The 22028-nt window shown below is 63.3% G+C and carries 19 protein-coding genes; 6 read left to right on the plus strand and 13 right to left on the minus strand.

Going from position 1 to position 22028, the window contains the following annotated elements:
* Positions 1 to 123 precede the first annotated feature (123 nt).
* Complete coding sequence (locus tag BSG09_RS01600) at positions 124 to 480, minus strand: hypothetical protein (protein ID WP_092929396.1); 357 nt, start codon at positions 478 to 480, stop codon at positions 124 to 126.
* A gap of 1 nt (position 481) precedes the next feature.
* On the minus strand, positions 482 to 2026 hold the full coding sequence (locus BSG09_RS01605) for an acyl-CoA carboxylase subunit beta (RefSeq protein WP_092929472.1): 1545 nt from the start codon (positions 2024 to 2026) through the stop codon (positions 482 to 484).
* 157 nt (positions 2027 to 2183) lie between these two features.
* On the opposite strand from BSG09_RS01605, the gene BSG09_RS01610 reads away from it, so the two are divergent.
* On the plus strand, positions 2184 to 3536 hold the full coding sequence (locus BSG09_RS01610; protein WP_092929398.1) for a sodium-dependent transporter: 1353 nt from the start codon (positions 2184 to 2186) through the stop codon (positions 3534 to 3536).
* 146 nt (positions 3537 to 3682) lie between these two features.
* Here the strand turns inward: BSG09_RS01610 and BSG09_RS01615 are convergent, their stop codons facing one another.
* The 7 genes from BSG09_RS01615 to BSG09_RS01645 all read right to left on the minus strand — a co-directional run bounded on the left by BSG09_RS01615 (position 3683) and on the right by BSG09_RS01645 (position 13805).
* Positions 3683 to 4417 (minus strand): SDR family oxidoreductase, encoded by a 735-nt coding sequence (locus BSG09_RS01615; protein WP_092929400.1) that lies wholly within the window; start codon positions 4415 to 4417, stop codon positions 3683 to 3685.
* 56 nt (positions 4418 to 4473) lie between these two features.
* A complete protein-coding gene (locus BSG09_RS01620) occupies positions 4474 to 4863 on the minus strand; it encodes a secondary thiamine-phosphate synthase enzyme YjbQ (RefSeq protein WP_092929402.1) in 390 nt (129 codons plus the stop codon).
* Positions 4864 to 4927: 64 nt separating this feature from the next.
* Positions 4928 to 5953 (minus strand): HEAT repeat domain-containing protein, encoded by a 1026-nt coding sequence (locus BSG09_RS01625; RefSeq protein WP_092929478.1) that lies wholly within the window; start codon positions 5951 to 5953, stop codon positions 4928 to 4930.
* Positions 5954 to 6045: 92 nt separating this feature from the next.
* A complete protein-coding gene (locus BSG09_RS01630; RefSeq protein ID WP_092929404.1) occupies positions 6046 to 8076 on the minus strand; it encodes a SpoVR family protein in 2031 nt (676 codons plus the stop codon).
* A gap of 47 nt (positions 8077 to 8123) precedes the next feature.
* Positions 8124 to 9452, minus strand: a complete 1329-nt coding sequence (locus tag BSG09_RS01635) for a YeaH/YhbH family protein (RefSeq protein ID WP_092929406.1) — start codon at positions 9450 to 9452, stop codon at positions 8124 to 8126.
* On the minus strand, positions 9443 to 11731 hold the full coding sequence (locus tag BSG09_RS01640) for a PrkA family serine protein kinase (RefSeq protein ID WP_092929408.1): 2289 nt from the start codon (positions 11729 to 11731) through the stop codon (positions 9443 to 9445). The genes BSG09_RS01635 and BSG09_RS01640 overlap by 10 nt, the downstream gene beginning before the upstream one ends.
* A gap of 1 nt (position 11732) precedes the next feature.
* The gene (locus tag BSG09_RS01645; RefSeq protein WP_092929410.1) at positions 11733 to 13805 is read right to left on the minus strand and encodes a PrkA family serine protein kinase; all 2073 of its coding nucleotides are present in this window, start codon (positions 13803 to 13805) and stop codon (positions 11733 to 11735) included.
* A 692-nt stretch (positions 13806 to 14497) separates the two neighbouring features.
* Here BSG09_RS01645 and BSG09_RS01650 point away from each other — a divergent pair.
* The 3 genes from BSG09_RS01650 to BSG09_RS01660 all read left to right on the plus strand — a co-directional run bounded on the left by BSG09_RS01650 (position 14498) and on the right by BSG09_RS01660 (position 16460).
* A complete protein-coding gene (locus tag BSG09_RS01650) occupies positions 14498 to 14929 on the plus strand; it encodes a DUF5820 family protein (RefSeq protein ID WP_092929412.1) in 432 nt (143 codons plus the stop codon).
* A 95-nt stretch (positions 14930 to 15024) separates the two neighbouring features.
* Complete coding sequence (locus BSG09_RS01655; protein ID WP_092929414.1) at positions 15025 to 15471, plus strand: UPF0179 family protein; 447 nt, start codon at positions 15025 to 15027, stop codon at positions 15469 to 15471.
* 56 nt (positions 15472 to 15527) lie between these two features.
* Complete coding sequence (locus tag BSG09_RS01660) at positions 15528 to 16460, plus strand: glycosyltransferase family 2 protein (protein ID WP_092929416.1); 933 nt, start codon at positions 15528 to 15530, stop codon at positions 16458 to 16460.
* A gap of 34 nt (positions 16461 to 16494) precedes the next feature.
* Here the strand turns inward: BSG09_RS01660 and BSG09_RS01665 are convergent, their stop codons facing one another.
* Positions 16495 to 16845, minus strand: a complete 351-nt coding sequence (locus BSG09_RS01665) for a winged helix-turn-helix transcriptional regulator (protein WP_092929418.1) — start codon at positions 16843 to 16845, stop codon at positions 16495 to 16497.
* A gap of 108 nt (positions 16846 to 16953) precedes the next feature.
* Positions 16954 to 17535 carry a flavodoxin domain-containing protein gene (locus BSG09_RS01670; RefSeq protein WP_092929420.1) on the minus strand — a complete coding sequence of 194 codons (582 nt, stop codon included), beginning with the start codon at positions 17533 to 17535 and terminating at the stop codon, positions 16954 to 16956.
* A gap of 127 nt (positions 17536 to 17662) precedes the next feature.
* Here BSG09_RS01670 and yqeC point away from each other — a divergent pair, with 127 nt between their 5' ends.
* Positions 17663 to 18409: a selenium cofactor biosynthesis protein YqeC gene (yqeC, locus tag BSG09_RS01675; RefSeq protein ID WP_092929422.1), complete on the plus strand. Its 747-nt coding sequence runs from the start codon at positions 17663 to 17665 to the stop codon at positions 18407 to 18409.
* A 9-nt stretch (positions 18410 to 18418) separates the two neighbouring features.
* On the opposite strand, the gene BSG09_RS01680 is transcribed toward yqeC, so the two are convergent.
* Together BSG09_RS01680 and BSG09_RS01685 are read right to left on the minus strand one after the other, a co-directional pair.
* On the minus strand, positions 18419 to 19069 hold the full coding sequence (locus tag BSG09_RS01680) for a molybdenum cofactor guanylyltransferase (RefSeq protein WP_092929480.1): 651 nt from the start codon (positions 19067 to 19069) through the stop codon (positions 18419 to 18421).
* 61 nt (positions 19070 to 19130) lie between these two features.
* A complete protein-coding gene (locus BSG09_RS01685) occupies positions 19131 to 19685 on the minus strand; it encodes a hypothetical protein (protein ID WP_092929424.1) in 555 nt (184 codons plus the stop codon).
* A gap of 163 nt (positions 19686 to 19848) precedes the next feature.
* Here BSG09_RS01685 and fdhF point away from each other — a divergent pair, with 163 nt between their 5' ends.
* Complete coding sequence (fdhF, locus tag BSG09_RS01690) at positions 19849 to 21981, plus strand: formate dehydrogenase subunit alpha (protein ID WP_092929426.1); 2133 nt, start codon at positions 19849 to 19851, stop codon at positions 21979 to 21981.
* Positions 21982 to 22028: the final 47 nt, after the last annotated feature.

Genomic DNA, 22028 nt, shown 5'->3' on the forward strand with positions numbered 1-22028 from the left:
ACTCGCGCTCACTACCGAACTGATCTACTCCACGCTCTGGGTGACTCACAGATGTGTAACTGAAACACGCCGTCGAAACAGGTCCCGAGCTGCGTCCGTCTCGAAAAAAGGCTACCAGTGCGTTCAGAACCGTTCGGTCCGTCCCGCTGCCGCCCACGCGTTCGTCGGCGCGTCACGCGGGACGCGAACGGTCCGGTGTTGCTGTGCGCGCACTCGACCGGCGAAGGCCCAGCGCTTGTCGTCCCACGTCTCCTCGCCGCCGGCCGCCGCTGCGGCGACCGCGAGCGCGTGATCGTGGAGGTGGGCACCGATGGCAGCCGCGATCGCCGCGGCCTCCTCGTCGTCGGCGTCGTCGGGCAACTCGAGGGAGACATCGCCGGGCAGGGCTGCCTCGAGGCCGGCCCCGTCGCCATCGGCTGTGGCCGTCTCGTCCGCTGACGCAGGTGCGCCGTCAGCGGTGGTCTGTTGCTGTGTGGTCATACTACAGCGGGATGTTGCCGTGTTTCTTGTCGGGCTTGTCCTCGCGCTTGGACTCGAGCATTTTCAGGTCGTCGATCAGTCGCGGACGAGTCTCGGTTGGAACGATGACGTCGTCGAGGAAGCCCTTGTCCGTTGCGGTGTACGGGTTGGCGAACTCCTCGCGGTACTCCTCGATGAGTTCGTCGCGGAGTTCGTCGGGGTTGTCGGCCTCCTCGAGTTCGTTGCGGTAGAGGATGTTGACCGCGCCCTGTGGGCCCATGACGGCGATCTCGGCGGTCGGCCAGGCGTAGTTGACGTCCGCGCCGAGGTTCTTCGAGGCCATGACACAGTAGGCACCACCGTAGGCTTTCCGCGTGATGACGGTCAGCAGCGGCACCGTCGCCTCGGAGAAGGCGTACAGCAGTTTCGCGCCGTGGCGGATGATCCCACGGTGTTCTTGGTCGGTGCCGGGCATGTAGCCGGGCACGTCGACGAACGTGACGATTGGGATGTTAAAGGAGTCACAGAAGCGGACGAACCGCGACCCCTTCATCGACGCGTCGACGGTGAGCGTGCCGGCGTTGACACGCGGCTGGTTTGCGACAATCCCGACGGAGCGGCCGTCGAGACGGCCGAAGCCGACGACGATGTTTTGGGCGAAGTTGTCCGCGACCTCGAAGAACGAGCCCTCGTCGACGACCGAGTCGATGACGTCGTTCATGTCGTAGGGCTTCTGTGGGCTCGGCGGGACGATGTCGTTGAGCTTCTCGTCGCGGCGGTCGGGATCGTCCCACGGCTCGACGCGTGGTGGGTCCTCGACGTTGTTCTGCGGGAGATACGAGAGCAGCCGCTTGATGTCGTCGAGCGCCTGTTCCTCGCTCTCGCAGGCGAACTGCGCGACGCCGGTCTTGTCGGCGTGGGTCATCGCGCCACCGAGTTCCTCGTGGGTGACGTCCTCACCGGTGACGGTCTTGGTGACGCCGGGCCCGGTGATGTACATGTGACTCGTGTCCTTCACCATGAAGATGAAGTCGGTGATCGACGGTGAGTAGACCGCCCCACCAGCACACGGCCCCATGATCCCCGAAATCTGGGGGATGACACCGCTCGCTTCCTGGTTGCGCCGGAAGATTTCGGTGAAGCCGGCGAGGCTCTTGACACCCTCCTGAATGCGCGCGCCAGCGGAGTCGTTGAGTCCGATGACGGGCGCGCCGACTTCCATCGCCATGTCCATGACCTTGCAGATCTTCTCGGCGAAGACCTCACCAAGCGAGCCACCGAAGACGGTGAAGTCGTGGGCGAAGACGAACACGGTCCGTCCGTTGACCTCACCGTAGCCCGTGACGACGCCGTCGCCCGGCACTTTCTTCTCTTCCATGCCGAACTGGCTCGTCTGGTGGGTCCGGAGCTGGTCGAACTCCGTGAACGTGCCATCGTCGAGGAAGTAGTCGATCCGCTCGCGGGCGGTCATCTTCCCCTTGTCGTGTTGCTTTTCGATTCGCTCTTCGCCACCACCCTTGCGGGCCTCTTCGCGGAGTTCCTCGAGTTCGTCGATGCGATCCTCCATCGTCATGCTGGGAACACCCCTGCGCGATTCATACCGCGTTGTGTGAGGACCAACTGCAAAAGGATTCCGTAACTCCTTCACGATTATTGACCGAGAGTCGATACATATCCGACCGGCCACGGAAAGCTATATGGGCGTATCATAGATAACTGCGGGTATGGCACAACGCGAATCATGGGCAACGCGAACAGGGTTCATCCTGGCTGCGGTCGGCAGCGCAGTCGGATTAGGTAACATCTGGCGATTCCCGTATCAGGTGGGCGAACAGGGAGGGGCAGGATTCCTCTTCATCTACCTCCTGTTGATCGTCGGGATCGGCTTCCCAGTGATCCTCGTCGAGTTCGTCGTCGGCCGGAACACCGAACGAAATCCCGTTGGAGCACTGAAACGGATCGGCAGCGGCGCGTGGACAAAGATCGGCTGGGTCTTCGTCACGGCTGGGTTCGTTATCCTCTCGTACTACAGCGTCGTCGCCGGCTGGACGCTCAGATACGTTCTCCTCGGATTGCAAGGGAACTACACGGCTGATGGGGCACTCGATCAGTTCCTCGGGGCCGCAAGCGGTATGGACGCTGTCGTCCTGCACGCGATCTTCATGGCCGCAGTTATCGCGATCGTGGCACTCGGTATCGAGCGTGGGATCGAACTCTCTGTCAAGTTGATGGTGCCCGCGATTATCATCATCTCGGTCGGTCTCGCCGCGTACGCGTTTACCCTCGACGGAGCGACCGAGGCATACGCGTACTACCTTTCGCCGAACTTCAGCACCATCGCGTCGAACTGGACGACGATTCTCCCGGCAGCAGCCGCACAAGCGTTCTTTACGCTGTCACTCGGGATGGGTGTGATGATCACGTACGCCTCCTACCTCGGTGAGGACCGGAATCTCGCCGAAGACGCCGGTATCATCGCCGTCCTCGACACCTTTATTGCCTTTACCGCCGGGCTGATCGCGTTCCCCATTCTGTTCGCGGCGGGGATCGAGCCCGGCGCGTCCGGTCCGGCGCTCATTTTCGTGAGTCTCGCTGCGGCGTTCGCCGAACTCCCGCTCGGAGGCCTCCTCGGCGCGATCTTCTTCGGCACCGTCGCTATCGCTGCACTCTCGAGTGCGATCAGTATTATGGAGGTCGTCGTCTCCTACCTGATCGACGAACGTGGCATCGGTCGCGTTCCCGCGACGGCTGCACTGGGCGTGGCCATGTTCCTCGTCGGAACGCCGGCCGCGCTCGACCTCGTCTTCATTGACCTCTACGACGGCTTCGCCAACAGCATCCTGCTCATGCTCGGCGGTCTCCTGTTGTCGATCTTCGTCGGCTGGATCGTTCCAGACCTCGCGCTCGAGGAGATCAGCAAAGGGATCAGAAACGTCGGCTCGCTGGGCTCGACGTGGCTTTGGTTCGTCCGGATCCCGGTCGTTCTCGCGCTGATCGTTCTGGTCGCGCTGAACGCGTGGGACTACTTCGGGTTCCTGACCGGCGACTTCGCTGACTGGCTGAACACGAACCTCTAACCGGCTATCGAACCTCGCTTCGATCGATCGCCGACCGCTTTTTTGAACGCGTTACGGGTGAGCCTCATATAGACCGCTGTCAGTCAGTGCCGGCGCACTCGCGACCGTACTGCGTGCACACCAGGGACTCAGAACAGCGATTCGTCTCAAGCCTCGCCGTACACCGGCACTGCGGCCCCGCTCGTCACTGCTGCCCCGTCGCTACAGAGGAAGGCCATCACGTCGGCGATCTCGAGCGGCTCGACCCACGACTCGTGATCCGCGTCGGGCATCATCTCGCGGTTCATCGGCGTGTCGATCACGCTCGGCATCACACAGTTGGCGCGCACCGTGCCACGGTTCTCTTCGGCGAGTGTCTCCGTCAACAGCCGAATCCCGGCCTTCGTGATTCGGTAGGGACCGTCACCTTCGCCGCCCTCGAGCGAAGACCGCGCGCTGATACTGACAATTGAGCCTTCCGTCTCCTGGAGGTGTGGTAAGGCATGTTTCGCGGCGAGAAAGGCCGTCTTCAGGTTGATATTCAGCAGGAGGTCGAACTCCGAGAGATCGGTGTCCTCGATGTGGTCGCCGCCGCGCCAGGTGCCGGCGATGTTCAGGAGGTGATCGATCCGCCCGTGATCGTCGACGATGGAGTCAACGAGACCCGCCACGTCGTCTTCGTCGGTCAGGTCCGCGTCGTAGAACGCGAGGTCGGATTCGGTGGCCGGATCACGCTCGAGCAAACTATCCTCGTCGTCAGGCCCGATCACGTCGACGGCACAGACCGTCGCGCCCGCCTCGAGAAACCGATCGACGGCGGCGCTACCGAGCGCGCCGCTCGCGCCGGTGATTATCGCGACGGTGTCGCTGAAGTCGACATCGAACGAAGTTGTCAATGACATGCGACCACATACATCATTCGACTGCATCAAAGGCGGGGCTCACGTATCGCAGTTCGTCAGTCGCTGACGGTCGTTACGGAGACCGTCCGCGTGCGCGGCCCATCACACTCGAGCAGCAATACCGACTGCCACGTCCCCAGTGCCAACTGCCCGTTCTCGACCGGAATCGTCACGTCCGGCCCGACTAGCGCCGCCCGGAGATGCGAGTCCGCGTTGCCATCGAGTTCGTCGTGGGCGTGTCCCTCGTCGGGGACGAGGTCTCCGAGGAACGTCTCGATGTCGCCCCGAAGCCGCGGCTCGTTCTCTTGGATGACGAGCCCGGCCGTCGTGTGCCTGACAAAGGCCGTACAGAGCCCTGACTCGAGGTCGTCGGGGACAGCGGCGGCGACCTGATCGGTCACGTCGACGGTCGTCAGCCGTGCGTCGGTGTCGACGGAAAACGTCATATGCGAGGCTTCGACCGCGACGGTCGATTACGTTCCGGTTGTATTCGATCCAGGGATGGCAAAATTACGACAGCTGACCTACAGCCCACGCCGCCCGATCGCGGACGGTCGGGACCGGATCCGTGCGCGCGAGATCTCGCAGTCGTGGCGCGGCCGCGTCGACGCGCCCGTGACCGAGCGCGACGCAGGCGCGTGCGCGGACGTGTGGATGGTCGTCCGCGAGTAACTCGAATATCTCCCATCGTATCGGTTCGATGGCTGTGTTGACGTCGGCAGCGACATGGCCGATCGTAGCCGCCGCCAGTGCCCGGGTGTCGGGATCGGGAAACGAAAGCGCCGCCTCGAACTCGGCGGCGACCGACGCGACCGCGGCAGGATCACGGTGGGCGACATCGTCGAGACAGCCGATCGCGCTGTGTCGCAGCGATCGGTCGTCGTGGGCCACGAGCGCGGCCGCGTCGGTGACGAACTCGAGCGACGGCAGCGTCGCCTCGGAACGGGCCAACCGACCGAGCGCGCGAAGCGCCGGCCCACCGTTCTCGGTCGGATTCACTGCGAGTGCGTCGACGAGGACCGAGCCCACCGGTTCGACTGCCGTCGGCGCGTATTCCGAGGCGTGTGCGATCGCCTCGAGCCCACAGCGATCGTAGCCACGGCGACGCTCGAGGACGTCGGCGATTGCGTCGGCGTGCTCGGCTATGACGTCCGGTCGCTCGGCTGCGACAGCTGCGAGGGCGTGGAGGAGATCGCACGCGATCGACTGGTCGGCACGCTCGCGGGCGACGGTCACGAGCGTCCCACTCGAGGGCGCGACGTCGGTGGGTGCTTCGGCTGCCAGTGCGGCGAGACAGGCAGCGATCTCGTCGTGAAAGTCGTGTTCCGACTGCTCAAGGAGTGCCCGGAGTTTCGGCACCGTCGGGACGTACGCCGCGGCCCGTTCGTGGTCCTCGATTGCGGTTCGAATCCGGCGCACGGCAGCGCGCTGGTCGGCCGAGACGTGACCGTCGAGTTGTGCGAGAACCGACGGGAGATCGGCTCTGGCAGCCCCCCGACCACCAGGCTCGACGGTCTCTCCCCCTTCCCGGTTCATTGTGTCCTCTGCATGGAGGATAACCGGTAAAAACATTCTGGCTGACCGACGCCTCGAGACACGTCGACACGGACGACCGGCAGTCGGCTGCTCTAGGCGAGCCACTCGTCGGGCTTGGTGTCGTAATCGATGTCGTCGGCTGCGAGATGTTCGACTTCGTCCCAGGGCACGTCTTCGGTCGTCACCGTCTGGCCGTCGTAACGGATGAGCTTGCCTTGCTCTTTGGGTTCTGGCTCGCGGTTGCGCCGTTTTGCCACCTCGATATCGTGGTCGTCGACCTCCTTGACGATCGTCAGCAGGTTCACCGGCCGCCCCCACAGCTCGAAGATCCGCTTGAGGGTCTCTTTGGCCTGTCCGAGATTGAGCATGACGCCGTTGTACTGGTGACCAAGCAGGAGTTCGTTGGCGTTGTTGTAGTTACCGTCGTAGACCGCGATGGTCGGCTTCCCGAAGTTGGTAAACTGCAACAGCAGCTTCTTTTTGACGTCTTCGGCCGCATCGCTCGTGACGTGGAACTGGCCGGTCGCCTGCGAGTGCTCGTAGGTGAAGTAGTTGTTCTCGGTGATGAACTCCTGGGTCAGGAACTCATCCAGGAACGTCACGTCGTTGTGACTCTCCCGGACGTCGAACAACCGATCCCAGCCGGCGGTGAAGTCGACATCTGCGAGCGCCTCGTCGACCGACGAGTACCGGGCGTCGTCGAACAGGTAGCGGCCGATCCGCTCGAGTTCGTTCTGATTGACACGCGCGAGGAAGCCACGGTTCTGCCGTTTGACCAGCGAGTAATGTCGTCGGGCCAGTCCCTCGTAGGTCAGTACCTTCCAGGGATATGCCTCGACGTCGATCTCGCCCGCGCGGGCCCGCTCGAGCGACTCATGGTCGACCCACTCGTTTCGAACGGCTGTGAGATCGTCGAGCGTGTCGGGGGTGATCGTCGCGAGCGCCGTCGGCGGCTCGAGCGTCTCGAGCACCTCGTCGAAGTCGACGACGTCGGTGAGGTTGCGCCACGAGATGCCCTCGACGCGAAGCAGCCGTTCGAGGACTTCCCGCCGATTCGTGGTGTTCTCGACGTACTCCCAGAGCTCCATCCCGAGGCTGTAGGGGTTGAGCCCGCCCGACGCCAGGACTTTCGCCATGTGGTCGGCGTAATTCAAGAACTCGTCGTCGCCGGCGAAGGTCTCGTCGGTCATCATCGTCGACTCCCAGTAGGCAGCCCACCCCTCGTTCATCACCTTCGTCATCTTCTGGGCGGCGAAGTAGTAGGCCTCCGCGCGCATCATATCGAGGATGTCGCGTTGCCACTCCGTCATCTCGACTCCCCGGCCGGTCTCCTCGTCGTACTGCTTGCCGTGTTCGCGGACGAAGGCCAGCACGTCCTTCTGGGGCTGTTCGGGGAAGTTGGCGGTGATGTCCTCGTCCTCGAGTTTCTCGATCCACTCCTCGTTGAACACCTCGCCTTTGATCTCGTCGGAGAGCTCGAGTTCGTCTAACTTCTCCGCCAGGTCCTCGTCGAGCTCCGCGCCGGCCGGCCCGTCGACGTCGAGGCGGCGGGTAAAGATCTGGTGTTGATCGATGTTGTCCTCGAGGCTGAGACAGTGGTCGATCCATTTTTCGACGTCGGCGCGGTCGATTTCGGGATCAGACATGTATTCGTCGATCGCCCGCGCGTGGCGTTCGAGCATGGCGGCGGCGTTGACCTGGCCCTCGTCGGATTGCCCGCGGGTGAACATGCCGAACCACTCGTTGTTCGCGAAGAAATCGGAGTGGGCCTCGACGTGGGTGATGACGGCCTTCTGGTCAGCCACCGTGTTCGACTCCTGTAAGAACGCGTGGGCGGGGTTGTCGTTGTTGACGATCTCGAAGGCCTTCCCGCCGCCGTACTGGCCCTGCTTTTGCTGTTTGTCGTACTGCATCCCCCACCGCCAGTGTGGGTAGCGACTCTGGAACCCACCGTAGGCGATGAGTTCGTTCATCTCGTCGTAGTCGATGATCCAGTACTTGACTGGATACGGCTCGAGGCCGAGTTTCTGTGCGAGATTTCGAGCCTCCGTGACCGGTTCCTCGAGATCGGCTGCGATCGCCTGTTTGCGGAAGCGATCCGCGTTAGAATTACGTTTACTCATGAAAACCACCGCTTTTCCTGAGTTCGAAGCGAACAGCGTTTGCTTCGTTACTCATTTGTCTCACCCTCCGTCGAGAGGATCTCGTAGATCGCGTCGGTGACGTCGTCTTTGCTGTTGACGTAGGCCACTGCGACGTCGTCGGCGTCGGTGCCGAAGTGGCGCTCGAGTTCCTCGGCGTGGGTGGCGTTGATCGCGTTGCCGCTTGGCTGGGTTTCCACGTAGGCGTGGAGGTTCGCCGGAATCTCCTCCATCAGCGGGATCACGCGCTCGCTGGTGTCGTTTGAAGAGTTCTCGGAGTCACCCGCAGCGAAGACATACCGGTTCCAGTCGCTCCAGGGGTACTCCTCGAGCAGTTCGTTCGCGAGTTCGTAGGCGCTCGAGATTTTGGTCCCGCCGCCGCTGCGGATGCCAAAGAACTCGTCGCGCTCGACTGCCCAGGCGTCGGCGTCGTGGGCGATGTAGACGAACTCGGCGTTGTCGTACTTGCCCTGGAGATACCAGTCCAGTGGCGTGAACGTCCGCTCGACGAGCTCGCGTTTCTTCTCGCGCATCGAGCCCGAGACGTCGCGAATGTTGACCACAACGACGTTCTTCTCTTTCTCTTCGATGATCTCGGGGTGGCGGTAGCGTTCGTCTTCGCGGCGGAAGGGGACGTGGTCGATCCCCTCGCGGCGTATCTTCTGTTGGACGTCCTCGCGCTCGACGTGGTCTTCGACCGCTTCGATCGAGGCCCATTTTCCGCGTTCCTCGTCGGGAATGTCCGCGTAGGCCTCTTCGATCCAGGCCATCGACACCGGGAGGTTCTCGCCGCGGGCCCACTCGAAGACCTCGCGCGGGGAGATGTCCTCGACCTTACAGAGTTCGCGCAGGAACTCCTCGTCGAAATCCATCGCGAGCTTGCGCTTGAGCCCCTCTTTGAACATCCGCTCGAAGTCGAGCGTGCTGTTCGGCCCGGTCCGGGTGAGGTCCGTAAACGGCCCCTCCTTCTCCTCGACGACCGTCTTGCCCTTCGGATCGAGATCGAGCCCGAGTTCTTCGTCGAGTTCTTCGGCGAACTCCTCGGGGTCCATCTCGTAGTATTCGTGCTCGCCGCCTTCTTCGCCGGGTTCGCCGTCCTCGCCGTCGTCGTCGCCAGGCTGGGGCTGTGGCTGGCCGACCGGCTGGCCGGTATCCGGCGTGCCGTCTTCCCCCTGTCCGACGCCGCCTTTGTCGCGCTGGTCGTACTCGAACTCCGGCAGCGAGACGATCTTCACCGGAATGTTGATCTCGCCCGGACCGCTCCTGCCGAGTTCGCCGTACTGGATGAAGTCGGCCAGATCCTCGCGGCGCTGTTCGCCGACTTCACGGAATCGCTCGAGGTCGTCTCTCAGTCCCATCGGTAGCTCACCTGTCCCATAACGTGTCTGCTTGTCAGTTCGGCCGACGCCTCCGAGTAGCCAAAGAGGGAGACCAATGTCTCGATCGTGTCGTCTTTGACCGCCGCCGTCTCGGTCCCGCTTGGTGGGTCATCCCACTGGCGCGGGTCGAAGTCCTCGAAGGTGCGCTCGACGTCGTCCCAGTCGTGGCTCTCGAGGACGGTCTTGATCACTGGGATCGCCGTCAGGTCGACGTCTTCGACCGCGAAGTCCGCGTCGCGGTGTTCCCAGGCGTGGCGGTTCAGCGACGTGATGACCTTCTCGCGCCGGAAGTTCCGGACGCTCTCGCGGGGGAGGTTCCCCTCGTATTCGGCCTCGGAGAACCGCCCCAGGTGTTCGACCTCGAACAGCTTCATCTTCAGCGGATCGGGCTCGACGCGCTCGCCGCGGTCGTTGTACAGCGGCTCGTCGGTCTCCCAGGCGTAGACGTGTTCGACGTACTCGGCGACGGTCTCCTCGTCGACGCGTTTGTCGTGCATGATGGCCTCGATGACGTCGCTCTCCTGCTGGTCGTAGACGTAGTTTTTCACGGGGACGACGCGGTTTTCGAACTCCGAGCGCTCGCCCGCCGAGAACACCGGTGCGTCGGCCAGCCCCTCGACCATGGCGTTTAGCACATCGCGGGGCATGACGATATCCTCGACCGGCAGATCGGCGTGGTGGCGATCGCGGTCGGTTTGCAGCAACTCCGCGAGCGTGTCCCGCGTGTACGTCACGGGAACCCCGTGGTCGCCGTCCGTCCCGTTGTCGTCGAAGTCAAACTCCTCTTTCTCGCGGCGGCTGTCGCCCTCCTGGAGGTAGCCCTGATCGTAGATCAGCGCCTTGTCGACGAGATCGAGCCCGTTCGGGAGGTTTTCCTCGTCTAAGCGCGTGACGACTGCGTACAGCGCGGCCGCCTCGATCGCGTGCGGTGCGAACTCCTGGACGCGCGTCTCGCCGTCACGGTCTTTGACCGTTACTCGCACCGGCTCGCGGATCCGATCGGCGAGTTCGTCGTAGCTGTCTGCCTCCCAGACTGCCGTTTCGCCCGTGAGCTCGCGCCGGATCAGCTCCGTCTCGAGCGAGAGGTTCGTCAGATAGCCAAACCGGTGTTTGTCCAGCCGCCGTTTCAGGGCCTTCAGCGGGTCCATCCCGTTGCGGTCGGCGTGCTGGTTGAGCTGGGCCTCGAGATCGGGATTCGAGATGATCAGCAGCTGGCTGTCGACGTCCATTCCAATTCCCTTATCGAGTTTCACCGACTGTTCGTCGGGGACGTTCAGCAGCTTCTGGAGCAAGTCGGCGTGCTGGGCCGCGTCCTCGACGATGGTGAGGACGCCGTTGCCCTGCGAGAGGACGCCGTCGTAGCTAAACGCCTGCGGGTTCTTGCGCCCGCGCGAGTCGAGTTCCTGGAGCATCCCGTGCATCCACGAGCCGACGAGCCGTTCTTTTGGACGGCCGTCGTCCTCGCTGTGGAGCACGCCGACTCCCTGACCGACGTCGACGACGTAGTTTTTCACGCGGAGGTGGTCCTCGTCGGTAATCGCCGAGAACAGCTCGTCCTCGCCTTCTCGGCGGTACCGTTCCTCGAGGTAATCGTAGGCCTCTCGGGAGAACGGGTCGAGCTGTGCGTCGACCTGGACCGGGACGTGATCGTCGAGTTCGTCGTTGAGTTGTGCGAGCAGGTCCGCGCGGACGTCTTCGGGGAATACCGACAGCGGATGGGCCTGCACGGGGCTTTCGTACCAGTTTTGCTCGTCGGCTGCGGTGGCGTCCCCGCCGTAGCTCAGCCCCCGCTCGCCGGCGTCGGCGGTCGTGACGTTCCACTCGACGGTGTATCGGCGGCCGTCGGGCGTCTTCGAGTACTCGCGCAGTCCGTTAACCAGACAGCGCTTGAGCTCCGACTTCCCGGTCGCAGTCGGCCCCTCGAACCAGATGATCTTCTCGTCTTTCGCCCGGCCGGCGGCAACCGACCGCAGATCGTCGACGAACCCGTTGAGTACCTCGGTGTTACCGAGGATGGCGTGTTCGCCGTCGTTGTGCGGATCGTCGAAGAAGCGATACCGCTCTTTTTCCTCGCCTTCCTCGACCACGGTCCGGGTGCCGGCGGCTTCGATCGCCTCGAGCAGATACTTCGAGGCGTGGGAGGCGATCGACGGGTTCTCGAAGATACGGTCGACGTACGCCGCGAGGGTCATCGGCTCCTCGTATGTCTCCTCTAGGGTGCGGTCGGCGTCACGGACGTAGTCGGTTCCTCGTGGCATGTTAGTCTTCCATCTCGGCTTTGGCGACCTCCGCGCCGGCGAACTCGAGTACTTCCTTGGCTCCTTCCTCGGAGTAGCCCTGTTCGATCAGCGCGTCGATCCACGACGAGCGTTCGTCGTCGTCGAACTCGTTGGCGCTGACCAGCGCGGAGAAGTTGATGTTGTGTTTCTTGTCCTCCCAGAGTTTGCGCTCGAGGGCACGACGCAGGCGCTCGTTGTCCTGTGGGTTGAACGCCTCGCCTTCGCGAGCGCGTCGGGAGACCCAGTTCGAGACTTCCTGGCGGAAGTCCTCTTTGCGATCTTCGGGGATGTCGAGTTTCTCCTCGACCGACCGGAGGAACGTCTCGTCGGGTTCCTGTTCGCGGCCGGTGAGTTCGTCCTCGATGGTGTCGTCGTCGATGTAGGCCATCACGTGGTCCATGTACTTCTCGCCCTGGCGCTGGATCTCGTCGATGTCATACGCGAGGGCATGGCGAACGTCTTCGATGGCACGCTCGCGGTACTCCTCGCGAACCGTCTCGAGGTAGCGGTAGTACTGCTCGAAGTTATCCTCCGGAATGGAGCCGTGGTGCTCTAAGTTCTCCTCGAAGAAGTTGAACACCGTCAGCGGCGAGAGGAAGCCACGCTGGCGGTGTTTCGAGTCCATGATCGCCTCGGCGATCTCGTCGCCGATAAACCGGGGTGAGACGCCGACCATCCCCTCGCCGATCTCGGCTTTCCCTTCGGCCTCTTCGCGGAGCTTCTTGACGTCGATGTCGTCGCCCTCGTCGATCTCGCCGTTGTAGGCTTTGGCCTTCGAGAGCAGATCGACGGTCTCGGTGTCGGGCTCTTCGATGCGCGTGAGGACGCCGAACAAGCCCGCCATCTCCAAGGTGTGTGGCTCGACGTTGATGTCGGGGACATCGGCGTTGTTCAGCATCTTGTTGTAGATGCTGGCCTCGTCTTCGTAGGAGAGGACGTAGGGGAAGTCGATCCGCTTGGTGCGGTCGTTGAAGGCCTCCATCTTCTCGTCGCCCTTCTTATCCTTGTACTCGGGCATGTTGGTGCGGCCGACGATCACCTGGTCGATGTCGATCCGCGGATTGTTCTTGGGCTTGATCGTCTGTTCCTGGGTCGCATGCAGGAAGTCGTAGAGGAACTCCCGCTGGAGTTTGAGCAGTTCCTCACCGGAGAAGATCCCGCGGTTTGCGTTACAGAACGCCCCCGAGTAGTCGAACGCGCGCGGGTCCGATTCGCCGTAGATGGCGATCTTCGAGTAGTTGACGTCGCCAGTGAGTTCGGTCTCGTCCTGGTTTTTCTTGTCCTTGGGCTCGAACGTCTCGAGTCCCTGGCGTTTGTTCTCGTCGGCGACGAAGCGGATGATCTCGACGTGATTCTCTAAGACCTGCTGGAGATCGTCGTCGTAGTACGCGAGCAGCCTGTCCATGTAGAACTCGCTTTCAGGATCGAGCGCCTGCTCGTTCTGGATGGTGTAGGGTGCATCGAGGTTCTCGTTGAGGTCGTCGATGACCCGCTGGCGCTGCTCGAGCGGGAGCAAGACGAGCGGGTCCTGGTTCATCGGCGAGCGGACGACGTCGTCGGCCGGGTCCTGGTCCTGGATGACGTCACAGAGGTTGGTCCACCGGAAGGTGTACATCCGGCCCTCATCGCGGAGCGTGTAGTCCTCGAAGTACCGACGGACCTGCTTGTCGAAGTGGGACTTCCCGGAGCCGACCGGCCCGAGCAGGAGCTTGATCCGGCGTTCGGGACCCAACCGGCGGGCACCCGATTTGACCTTGTTGACGAACTCGTGGATCGACTGATGGATCACCTTCCCGTAGAAGGTGTTCTCGCCATCGCCCAACGGATCCTCGCTTGCGAGCTGGTACTCGACCATCCCTTCGGTCTCGTCGTAGGTGGTGCCGTAGTAGTCGAACATGTCCGCGACGCGCTGGTGGGCGTTGCGGGCGATCTTCGGGTCCTCGTAGACGGCTTCTAAGTACCAGTCGAAGGACTTGGTTTCCCGCAGGTCTGCGGGCATCGATTCCTTGTAATCCGTACTGAGCTGCTCGAGTGTCTCGATGTCACCGGTCATAGTATCATTGGATGCGGGTTCCCCCGGTTGCGGTCGTCCGTGATCGCACGGGACGTGAAAGCGGACGTCGGTCGACCTACCGAGCCGTCTCGTGGCTGAACTGTCGAACTCCGTCGCGGTACCCGGCGTGACGGGGTCGGCTCGCCTCGTGTCGATGGAATTGCTGCTGGCTCCTCGAGCGGGGTCCCGGGGAGCGTGGCCCTGTCGTGGGCGGCTATCTGGTGTGTCATGTGTCACCTATCACCACTTTCCGTCGCGTGACACCCTCACGGGGAATCAAGCAACGGTGCGCCGGGGACGGGCGCGGAGTGGATCGGTCCGGCGAACGGATACCGATAGTATTTAATGAGTGAGTAATCCAGCTACTTAGCCTTAGCCCCAAAAGGTATTTGTCAGGACTTAATTCCAGGAAAATACTGCCAGAAGCCTATGCTGATGGTAGGTATCACACCCCACATTCGGCGATCTATCACATAAGTTGTGGGCCTGCAATGGCCGTGTTGGCTCGCGCGCGCCAGTCCACTGGTCTGCGAGCCGCTCGATTCGGCTTCATCATGACGAGCCAGCGGTCGGTCCCCACCAGTGACGGTGACGGATGATGGCCGCCTTGCACATCAGATGGGTCGCCTACGATCGGGTGGGTACGGACCGGTGTCCGGCAGTATATACGGCCGGCACGCCTACCGACCGGCATGTCGGATTCGGACGGAAACGGTGGAATCGATCGCTCGAGCGTGCCGGACGGCTGGGAGGTCTGGAGTGAGGGGGCCGATGGCCGGCTCGTCCTCGCGTATCGGCCCGACGTCTTCAACGCCGCGGACTTCCCCGCGCCGTGTCTGCCGACGCTGTATCTCACACACGGCAAGCGAACCCGGCGTCCAGGCGTCAACCCCGCCGACACCGCCGATTCCGAAGACTGGTTCGTCACGCTCTATCTCGAGCCGGACGTCTCGCTCGACGAGACCATCCGCGTCCCGAGCCGTGAGGCAGCCGTCGAACGGACCACCGAACTCGCTCGGCAGTTCGACGCCGGCGAGATCGACTACCGCGAGCTGTATCAGGTGCCACGAGAGACGTATTTCGAGCGCCTCGACGAGTTGACCGGCGGCGATGGTGACGACTGAGCTGCACACGAGTCGCGTCCGCGTGTTGCGTGCCGGGTCAACGACTGGCCCGTCAGGACGTGACCCTTAACCGCCAGTGGCGACTACCGATTCCTATGTCGACCGTTACGCTCATCGGCTCCCGGCTGGCCGAACCGGGAACCGAGTTCGTCTACGAGGGCGAAGCCGACGCCTGCGCCGGCTGTCCCTACCGCAGTCAATGTCTCAATCTCGAGCCGGGCAGAAAATACCGCGTCACCGAGATCAGAGAGAACGCACAGACGCTCGAATGTGCGATGCACGACGACGGGGTCCGTGCCGTCGAGGTCGAACCCGCACCCACGCGTGCGAACATCACATCGAAGGGCGCGTTCGCCGGCAGCAAGACGAGTCTTCCCGGCCCCTGCCCGTACGTTGCGTGCCCGAGCCACGAGTACTGCGAGCCTGACGGCGTCTCCTTCGACGAGGAATACCGCATTCGAAAGATCATCGGCGAGCCACCACACGAGGTCTGCCATCTCGACCGGTCGCTCGAACTCGTCGAACTCGAGACTGACGACTGACGAGAAACCAGTCAGCTTACCGAAGTATTTAGCCGCCGCGTCACGAGAGGAGTCGTATGGCCGCGCCGCCGACGAGCGTCTTGCTGCCGACTCTCCGGTGGACGTCCGCCCTCGAAACGGTCGCAGCCCAACTCGAGCCCGGTGACGAACTCCTCGTGATCTGTGATACCCGCGACGATCCGATCGCCGATCGAGCCGATAGGCTTCCCGATCGAACCCGACTGGTCGTCGCCGGCGAACCCGAGACCTGCTCCGGGAAAGCCAACGCCATCGCCGCAGGCATGGACGCTGCACGCCATGACCGACTCGTCTGGACGGACGACGACTTCCGCCGGCCGTCAGACTGGCTCGCTCGCCTGCACGCCGCGTACGAACGCGAGGGTCCCGTCTCGGAGATCCCGTTTTTCGTCGGTCGCGACCCGCTCGCTCGCCTCCTCGAGCCGATGTACGCCCTCGCTGGGACGCTCGGCGTCTACTGGACCGACAACGCATGGGGTGGTGCCGTACTCTTCGAGCGCGACGATCTCGAGATCGACGAGGCGCGATTCGTGGCGAAACTCCGCCGAACGATCAGCGATGACGGGCTGTTGGCCGAGTATCTCGACGTAACTGCGCTACGGCAGGCTCGTCGCGTCGCGGTCGGCGGTCGCGTCCGCGAGACGCTGGAACGGCACGTACGATTCGTTCGGATCGTACGCCACCACGGGCCTCAGAACCCCACCGAGATGGGGCTCGTGACCGTCCTGCTTACGCTCGGATGTGTTCTCTTCCCGATTCCCGCGCTGGTTCTCTCGACGCTGCTTGCCGGTGGGACCTATGCATTCTTCGGCGTTCGTCGCTGGACGTTCCTGCTCGCGTATCCCGTCTTGCTGGTACAGACGCCACTGTTCGCGTATGTACTGACACGGCGAACGTTCGTCTGGAGTGGCCGCCGGTACCGCTGGCGGACCAAATTCGACGTCGACATCGTCGACCATCGTGACCACTGACACTCACGACACGTCGGCGGTGGCTGGTGGGACGTTATTCTTCGAGGTCGTCCTCGTCGAGCCAGGAACCGGCCCAACACTCGATCTCGCCGAAGACGGGCTCGAGTGATTCGCCCTTCGCAGTGAGACTGTAGTAGGTGGCGATCGGGGCGTCTTCCTCGAGTCGGCGTTCGACGAAGTCCATCTCGCCGAGGTCGTCGAGGACACGCGAGAGGGTCCGCGCGTTCGCGCCGGTCGATCGCTTCAGTTCGTTAAACCGCTGTTCGCCGTCCAGCAGTTCGTGCAAGACGGCAAGTCGCCACTTAGAGCCGATCTGCTCGAGAGAGGCGATGACGGGACAGGCGTCGGCGGTTTGCTCGTGTGGCGTCGTCTCTGGGGATGACATCGATAAGACCTGTCCATCCGTAGCGGGCGGTCGGTCTTAGTGGTTCGGATCCGAACCAGCTAACGAAACGATAGCATTCGCCGGCTTAGCCACGTCCCGTCTCAGACATCAGTTTGCGTCCGTCGATTCCGGTGGCCCCACACCGAGCCGACCCTCGACGAACGAAGCGAAGTCCGCGGCAAACGTTTCGACTTCGTCCCAGTCGGTATATTCGTAGTCTCGAGACGTGTCCGTGTCGCCGGTCGCCGTCTTCGCGATCCGTTTCATCACGAGCCGCTTGAGAAAGCCGTACTTTGAGTACCGGAGCGCGCCACCGAAGCGGACGATGCGGTCGGGGTGCCAGTCGGTGTCCGCGAGAAACGTCTCGACGTACCCTGCCGCCTCTGACTGTCGCGACCCGTCGGCGACTGCAGAGGACATAGAGAGTTGGAAAAACCCCGTCGGCCGGGCAGCCAGTTGTTCGCGATGCTCGGTCACGAACGTCCGAACCGACTGCTGGTGGGTCCCCATGTGGACTGACGCGCCCACGAGGACGGCGTCGAACGCCTCGAGATCGAATCCGGATGGCAGATCGTCGGCGCGTACCGCGGTCGCATCGTGGCCACGCTCGGTAAGGACGGCGACGATTCGGTCGGCGACCGTCGCTGTCTGTCCCTCTCCGGTACCGTAACAGACGAGAATCGAAACCATTGGCGGCTCCCTATGGAAGACGCTGTGCAACCTCATAAAGGCGGTCGGCGAACTGGCCCCGCTGACGGCGGTCGCCGCGACCGGATGTGGACCCAAACGATTAGACGGTGTTTGTGGTAACACCGCTATGGATATTTGCGAGGCGCTTCGGGCCGAATCCGGCGTTGTCGCCGTTGTCGGTGCCGGCGGCAAGAAGACGACCCTCTATACGCTGGCTGTGCGGGCCAGTGGCGCGGGCCGCCGGGCAGTCGTGACGGCGACGGTTCGGATCCCGATTTTCGACCGCCACGTCGAGAACGTCGTCGTGACCGACGAACCGGTGACAGCACTCGAGCGCGCGGACGCATGGCCGGTCGGCGTCGTTCCAGATCGGGAGGGCGAGGATCGGTACGTGGGCTACGACCCCGAGGTGATCGACGAACTCGCGGCAGCCGATGTCGCCGACATCGTGCTAGTCAAAGCCGACGGGGCGCGGACGCGTGAATTCAAAGCGCCGGGCGAGCACGAACCGCAACTTCCCCAATGCACCACGACGGTGGTCCCAATCGCAAGCGTCCAGGCAGTCGGAAAGCCCCTTTCGGCCGACATCGTCCACCGACCGGAGCACGTGGCGGCGATTACGGGACGCGAACTCGGTGAGACGATCCGACCCGTGGATGTCGCCGACGTGCTCGCAAGCGATCGCGGCGGACTGAAAGGGGTCCCGGACGGCGCAATCGTCGTCCCACTGCTCAATAAGGTCGACGACGCGACTCACCGGCGGGACGCCGAAGAAATCGCGACGGCGCTGCTCGAGCGAGCGCCAGCCGTCTCCCGCGTGGTCCTGGCACGACTGATCGACGACGACCCGGTGATCCAAGTGCTCGAGCGCTAAGACACGGGATCAGCGGTCTGTGCCGTCGTTCGCGAGTCGCCGAGCGGCCGCCTCGAACTCCTCGCGAGTGTTGACGTTCTCGAAGGTCGAAAGCGGTGCCTGATCGCGAATCTCGGCTTCGTCGACGACGACATAGTCGAGGTCGAACAGCGGTTCGATGACCTTTCGCTTGTCGCGCTCGAGTGCGCGTTCGCAGGCGGCGGCCATCGGTGCGGCCCGGTAGACGGCCTGCGTGGTCTGGAACCACTGGTCGTCGAGTCGCGGGACCGCAGCATCGTGACCGGCCGCGCGGTCGAAGAGATGTGCAATGAGGTCGGGATCGACGAAGGGCATATCGCAGGCGACGACAGCGGCGTACTCCCCCGTGGCCGCACGCAAGCCGGTCATGATCCCCGCCATCGGGCCGCGGTCGGGGACCGGATCGACCGCAAACGTGACGTCGGGGCCGCCGTCGAGTGCCGTTTCGATCGCCGACACCTGCTCGTCCCGGCAGTTGATGACCAGTTCGTCGACGAGCGGCTCGAGCCGGTCGACGACACGGCGGATCATCGGCGTCCCGGCGAGGTCGGCGACGGCCTTGTCTTTCTGGCCGAAGCGCGTCGAGTGGCCGCCCGCGAGGACGACCCCTGTGCGCTCGGTTCGACCGGTCTCGAGGGGCATGATCGGTTGTTCGTCGAGCGATGCCAAAAGGCTCCGGTCGTACTCGTCCCATCGTCGCCGCTCACGCCGACAGCCGCCAGAGCGCCCGGTACAGCGTCCACAGCTCGCAGTCGAGTCGCTTAGCCACCGAGCGACAGCACTCGAGGTAGGTTTCGTACTGTGATCGCGACGGTGGGTCGGGGTAGGCCATGGAAAGTTCGCCCGCGTCCTCGAGCGCAGACCACTCACGAGGCCCGACGACGACGTACTCGTGGGGATCGATGAACATGCAAAATGCCGAGGCGACGGGGACGTCGACGGCCTCGAGAGTCGTCAGCGCGTCGATCATCGCGGCAGTCTCGTCGGCGTCCACGGCGTCGCTGATAGCGTCACGGACGGCCTCGAAGTCGTTGTCCCAGAAGCGCTCCTCGGCGTCCCGTCGCTCGGCGTCGGGATACGTACCGAGAAAGCGCCGATAATACCACCTGACGACCCAGGCCGCATCCCGGCGACCGTATGCACCCGACGCGAACGCAGCTGGGAGCGTCTCGAGATTCTCCGCCTCGACGGCGTACAGGGGTTCGTGCCGTTGGTAGTCGCGTGCCTGCGAGTCTACGACCGACTTCGTAAGCGCCATCGTGTGCTGGTTTCACATGCGGTGTCGTCAGCGTTTCCCCGCCCTGGAGGGACTTGTGTGAGCCGTCGCTTCTCGAGACGTACCAGTACCGTGGTAGAAAACCTCATGCACGCACAGGTGATGGCTGTTACACAACGGGTGCAGCAACCTGGAGGGACCCACAATGTCCAGTGACAAAGAGCCAGTCAAGACGATCTGTCCGTACTGCGGTGTCGGGTGTGGAATCCAAGTACAGCCGGGCGACGAGCCCGGTGATGTCCAGTTCATGCCGTGGGGTGACGCCCCGGTCAACGAGGGACGGATCTGTATCAAAGGCGGGGCGGCGACGGAGGTCGTCGACCACGAGGATCGGCTCACCGACCCGCTGCTCAGAGACGACGACGGCGAGTTCCGCGAAGCAACGTGGGACGAGGCCTACGAATACATCATCGACGAACTCGAGCGAATTCGCGACGAATACGGCCCGGACGCGATGGGCTTTTTTGCCTCCTCGAAGGTGATGAACGAGGAGAACTACCTGCTGCAGAAACTGGCCCGCCGCTACGGCACCAACAACGTCGACAACTGCACGCGGATGTGCCATGCCTCGACGGTCTGGGCGCTGCGGACGAGTCTGGGCGCGGGCGCGATGACCAACAGCATGCGCGACCTCCGCGAGGAGTGTGATCTGTTCTGGATTCAGGGCGCAAATCCCGGCGAACAACACCCCATCGCGAACAGCCAGTACTTCCGGCAGGCGGTGCTCGATGGGGCGACCGTCATCCAGGTCGACCCGCACGCGAACAAGACCACGCGGTCATTCCAGATCGACGACACTGAGCGCCACCAACATCTGCAGTTGAATCCAGGGACGGACATCCCGCTTTTGAATATCGTCCTCAAGACGATCCTCGAGCACCACGAGGAAAACCCCGAGGACGGCTGGGTCGACGAGGAATTCATCGCAGAACGCACCGAGGGGTTCGACCACCTCAAAGAGACGCTCGCGGACTTCGACAAAGAAGCGGCGGCCGAGGAATGTGGTCTCCCGCTCGAGGAGATCGAGTTGGCAGCGGAGAAGTACGCGACGGCCGATAATGCGGCTATCTTCACCGGCATGGGGATGAGCCAGCACGCCTGCGGGGTCGACAACGTCCAAAACGAGATCAACCTGGCGCTGATCACCGGCAACCTCGGACGGGCTGGGACAGGCGTCAACCCGCTGCGCGGCCAGAACAACGTCCAGGGGACCTGTGACGTCGGCGCGATGCCGAACGTCCTGCCTGGCTACCAGCTGGTCGACGACGACGAGGCCCGTGAGTCTGTCGAGGACGTCTGGGGCTTTTCGGTCCCTGACGAACCTGGCCTGACGAACGTCGAGATCTCCTACGAAGCCGGCGACTCGGTCAAGGGCCTGTATGTCATGGGCGAAAACCCCGTGATGAGCGAACCAGACGCCAACAGCGTCGCCGACCGGTTGGCGGATCTCGAGTTCATGGTCGTCCAGGACATCTTCATGACCGAAACCGCGGAGTTTGCGGACGTGATCCTCCCGGCGACGACCTGGGCCGAACGCGGCGGGACCGTCACGAACACCGACCGGCGCGTCCAGCGCATGCGCGGCGTCGGAAACGTCCACGAGAACACGAAACACGATCTCGAGATCGTCAGCGAGGTCGGGAAACGGTTGTTCGAGGAGAAGGTGTTCGACTTCGACGACCCCGAGGTCGTCTTCGAGGAACTCCGCCAGGTCTGTCCGAGCTACCATGGGATGACCTACGACCTGCTGGGCGAGGAGGGGCTACACTGGCCCTGCTACGAACTCGGCGACGAGGGCGATCCGTTCCTCTACGAAGAGGAGTTCGACACCGAAAGCGGCCTCGGCCACATCGAGGGCGTCGAACACACCCCACCGGCGGAGACGCCCGACGACGAGTACCCGCTGATCCTCACGACCGCACGGCTCGAGGAACACTACAACACCGGGACAATGAGCACGCGCTCGCCGACGCTCAACCGGCAGACCCCGGAGAACTTCGTCGACGTCCACCCCGAAGACGCCGAGCGCTATGGCATCGAAGACGGCGAGTACGTCCGCCTCAAATCGCGACGCGGCGAAATCACGCTCGAGGCTCACGTCACCGACGACACGAAAGAGGGCGTGGTGTGGACGACGCCGCACTTCGCCGCCGCCTCGGCGAACCGGCTTACGAATCACGTACTCGACGAGCGGGCGAAGATCCCCGAGTACAAAGCCGCCGCCGCGGAGATCGACGTCGACATCGAGCCTGCGGATCGAGCGGCTGGCGACGACTGAGACCGGTGGTGTCAGTCAGCGCCAGCACACTTTCGCCCCCTCGTGCG

Source organism: Natrinema hispanicum (assembly GCF_900111485.1).
GTDB classification, from domain to species: domain Archaea; phylum Halobacteriota; class Halobacteria; order Halobacteriales; family Natrialbaceae; genus Natrinema; species Natrinema hispanicum_A.

Coding starts and splice junctions, on each gene's coding strand:
- BSG09_RS01600 (WP_092929396.1), bottom strand. CDS start 480: ATGACCACACAGCAACAGACCACCGCTGACGGCGCACCTGCGTCAGCG.
- BSG09_RS01605 (WP_092929472.1), bottom strand. CDS start 2,026: ATGGAGGATCGCATCGACGAACTCGAGGAACTCCGCGAAGAGGCCCGC.
- BSG09_RS01610 (WP_092929398.1), top strand. CDS start 2,184: ATGGCACAACGCGAATCATGGGCAACGCGAACAGGGTTCATCCTGGCT.
- BSG09_RS01615 (WP_092929400.1), bottom strand. CDS start 4,417: ATGTCATTGACAACTTCGTTCGATGTCGACTTCAGCGACACCGTCGCG.
- BSG09_RS01620 (WP_092929402.1), bottom strand. CDS start 4,863: ATGACGTTTTCCGTCGACACCGACGCACGGCTGACGACCGTCGACGTG.
- BSG09_RS01625 (WP_092929478.1), bottom strand. CDS start 5,953: ATGAACCGGGAAGGGGGAGAGACCGTCGAGCCTGGTGGTCGGGGGGCT.
- BSG09_RS01630 (WP_092929404.1), bottom strand. CDS start 8,076: ATGAGTAAACGTAATTCTAACGCGGATCGCTTCCGCAAACAGGCGATC.
- BSG09_RS01635 (WP_092929406.1), bottom strand. CDS start 9,452: ATGGGACTGAGAGACGACCTCGAGCGATTCCGTGAAGTCGGCGAACAG.
- BSG09_RS01640 (WP_092929408.1), bottom strand. CDS start 11,731: ATGCCACGAGGAACCGACTACGTCCGTGACGCCGACCGCACCCTAGAG.
- BSG09_RS01645 (WP_092929410.1), bottom strand. CDS start 13,805: ATGACCGGTGACATCGAGACACTCGAGCAGCTCAGTACGGATTACAAG.
- BSG09_RS01650 (WP_092929412.1), top strand. CDS start 14,498: ATGTCGGATTCGGACGGAAACGGTGGAATCGATCGCTCGAGCGTGCCG.
- BSG09_RS01655 (WP_092929414.1), top strand. CDS start 15,025: ATGTCGACCGTTACGCTCATCGGCTCCCGGCTGGCCGAACCGGGAACC.
- BSG09_RS01660 (WP_092929416.1), top strand. CDS start 15,528: ATGGCCGCGCCGCCGACGAGCGTCTTGCTGCCGACTCTCCGGTGGACG.
- BSG09_RS01665 (WP_092929418.1), bottom strand. CDS start 16,845: ATGTCATCCCCAGAGACGACGCCACACGAGCAAACCGCCGACGCCTGT.
- BSG09_RS01670 (WP_092929420.1), bottom strand. CDS start 17,535: ATGGTTTCGATTCTCGTCTGTTACGGTACCGGAGAGGGACAGACAGCG.
- yqeC (WP_092929422.1), top strand. CDS start 17,663: ATGGATATTTGCGAGGCGCTTCGGGCCGAATCCGGCGTTGTCGCCGTT.
- BSG09_RS01680 (WP_092929480.1), bottom strand. CDS start 19,069: ATGCCCCTCGAGACCGGTCGAACCGAGCGCACAGGGGTCGTCCTCGCG.
- BSG09_RS01685 (WP_092929424.1), bottom strand. CDS start 19,685: ATGGCGCTTACGAAGTCGGTCGTAGACTCGCAGGCACGCGACTACCAA.
- fdhF (WP_092929426.1), top strand. CDS start 19,849: ATGTCCAGTGACAAAGAGCCAGTCAAGACGATCTGTCCGTACTGCGGT.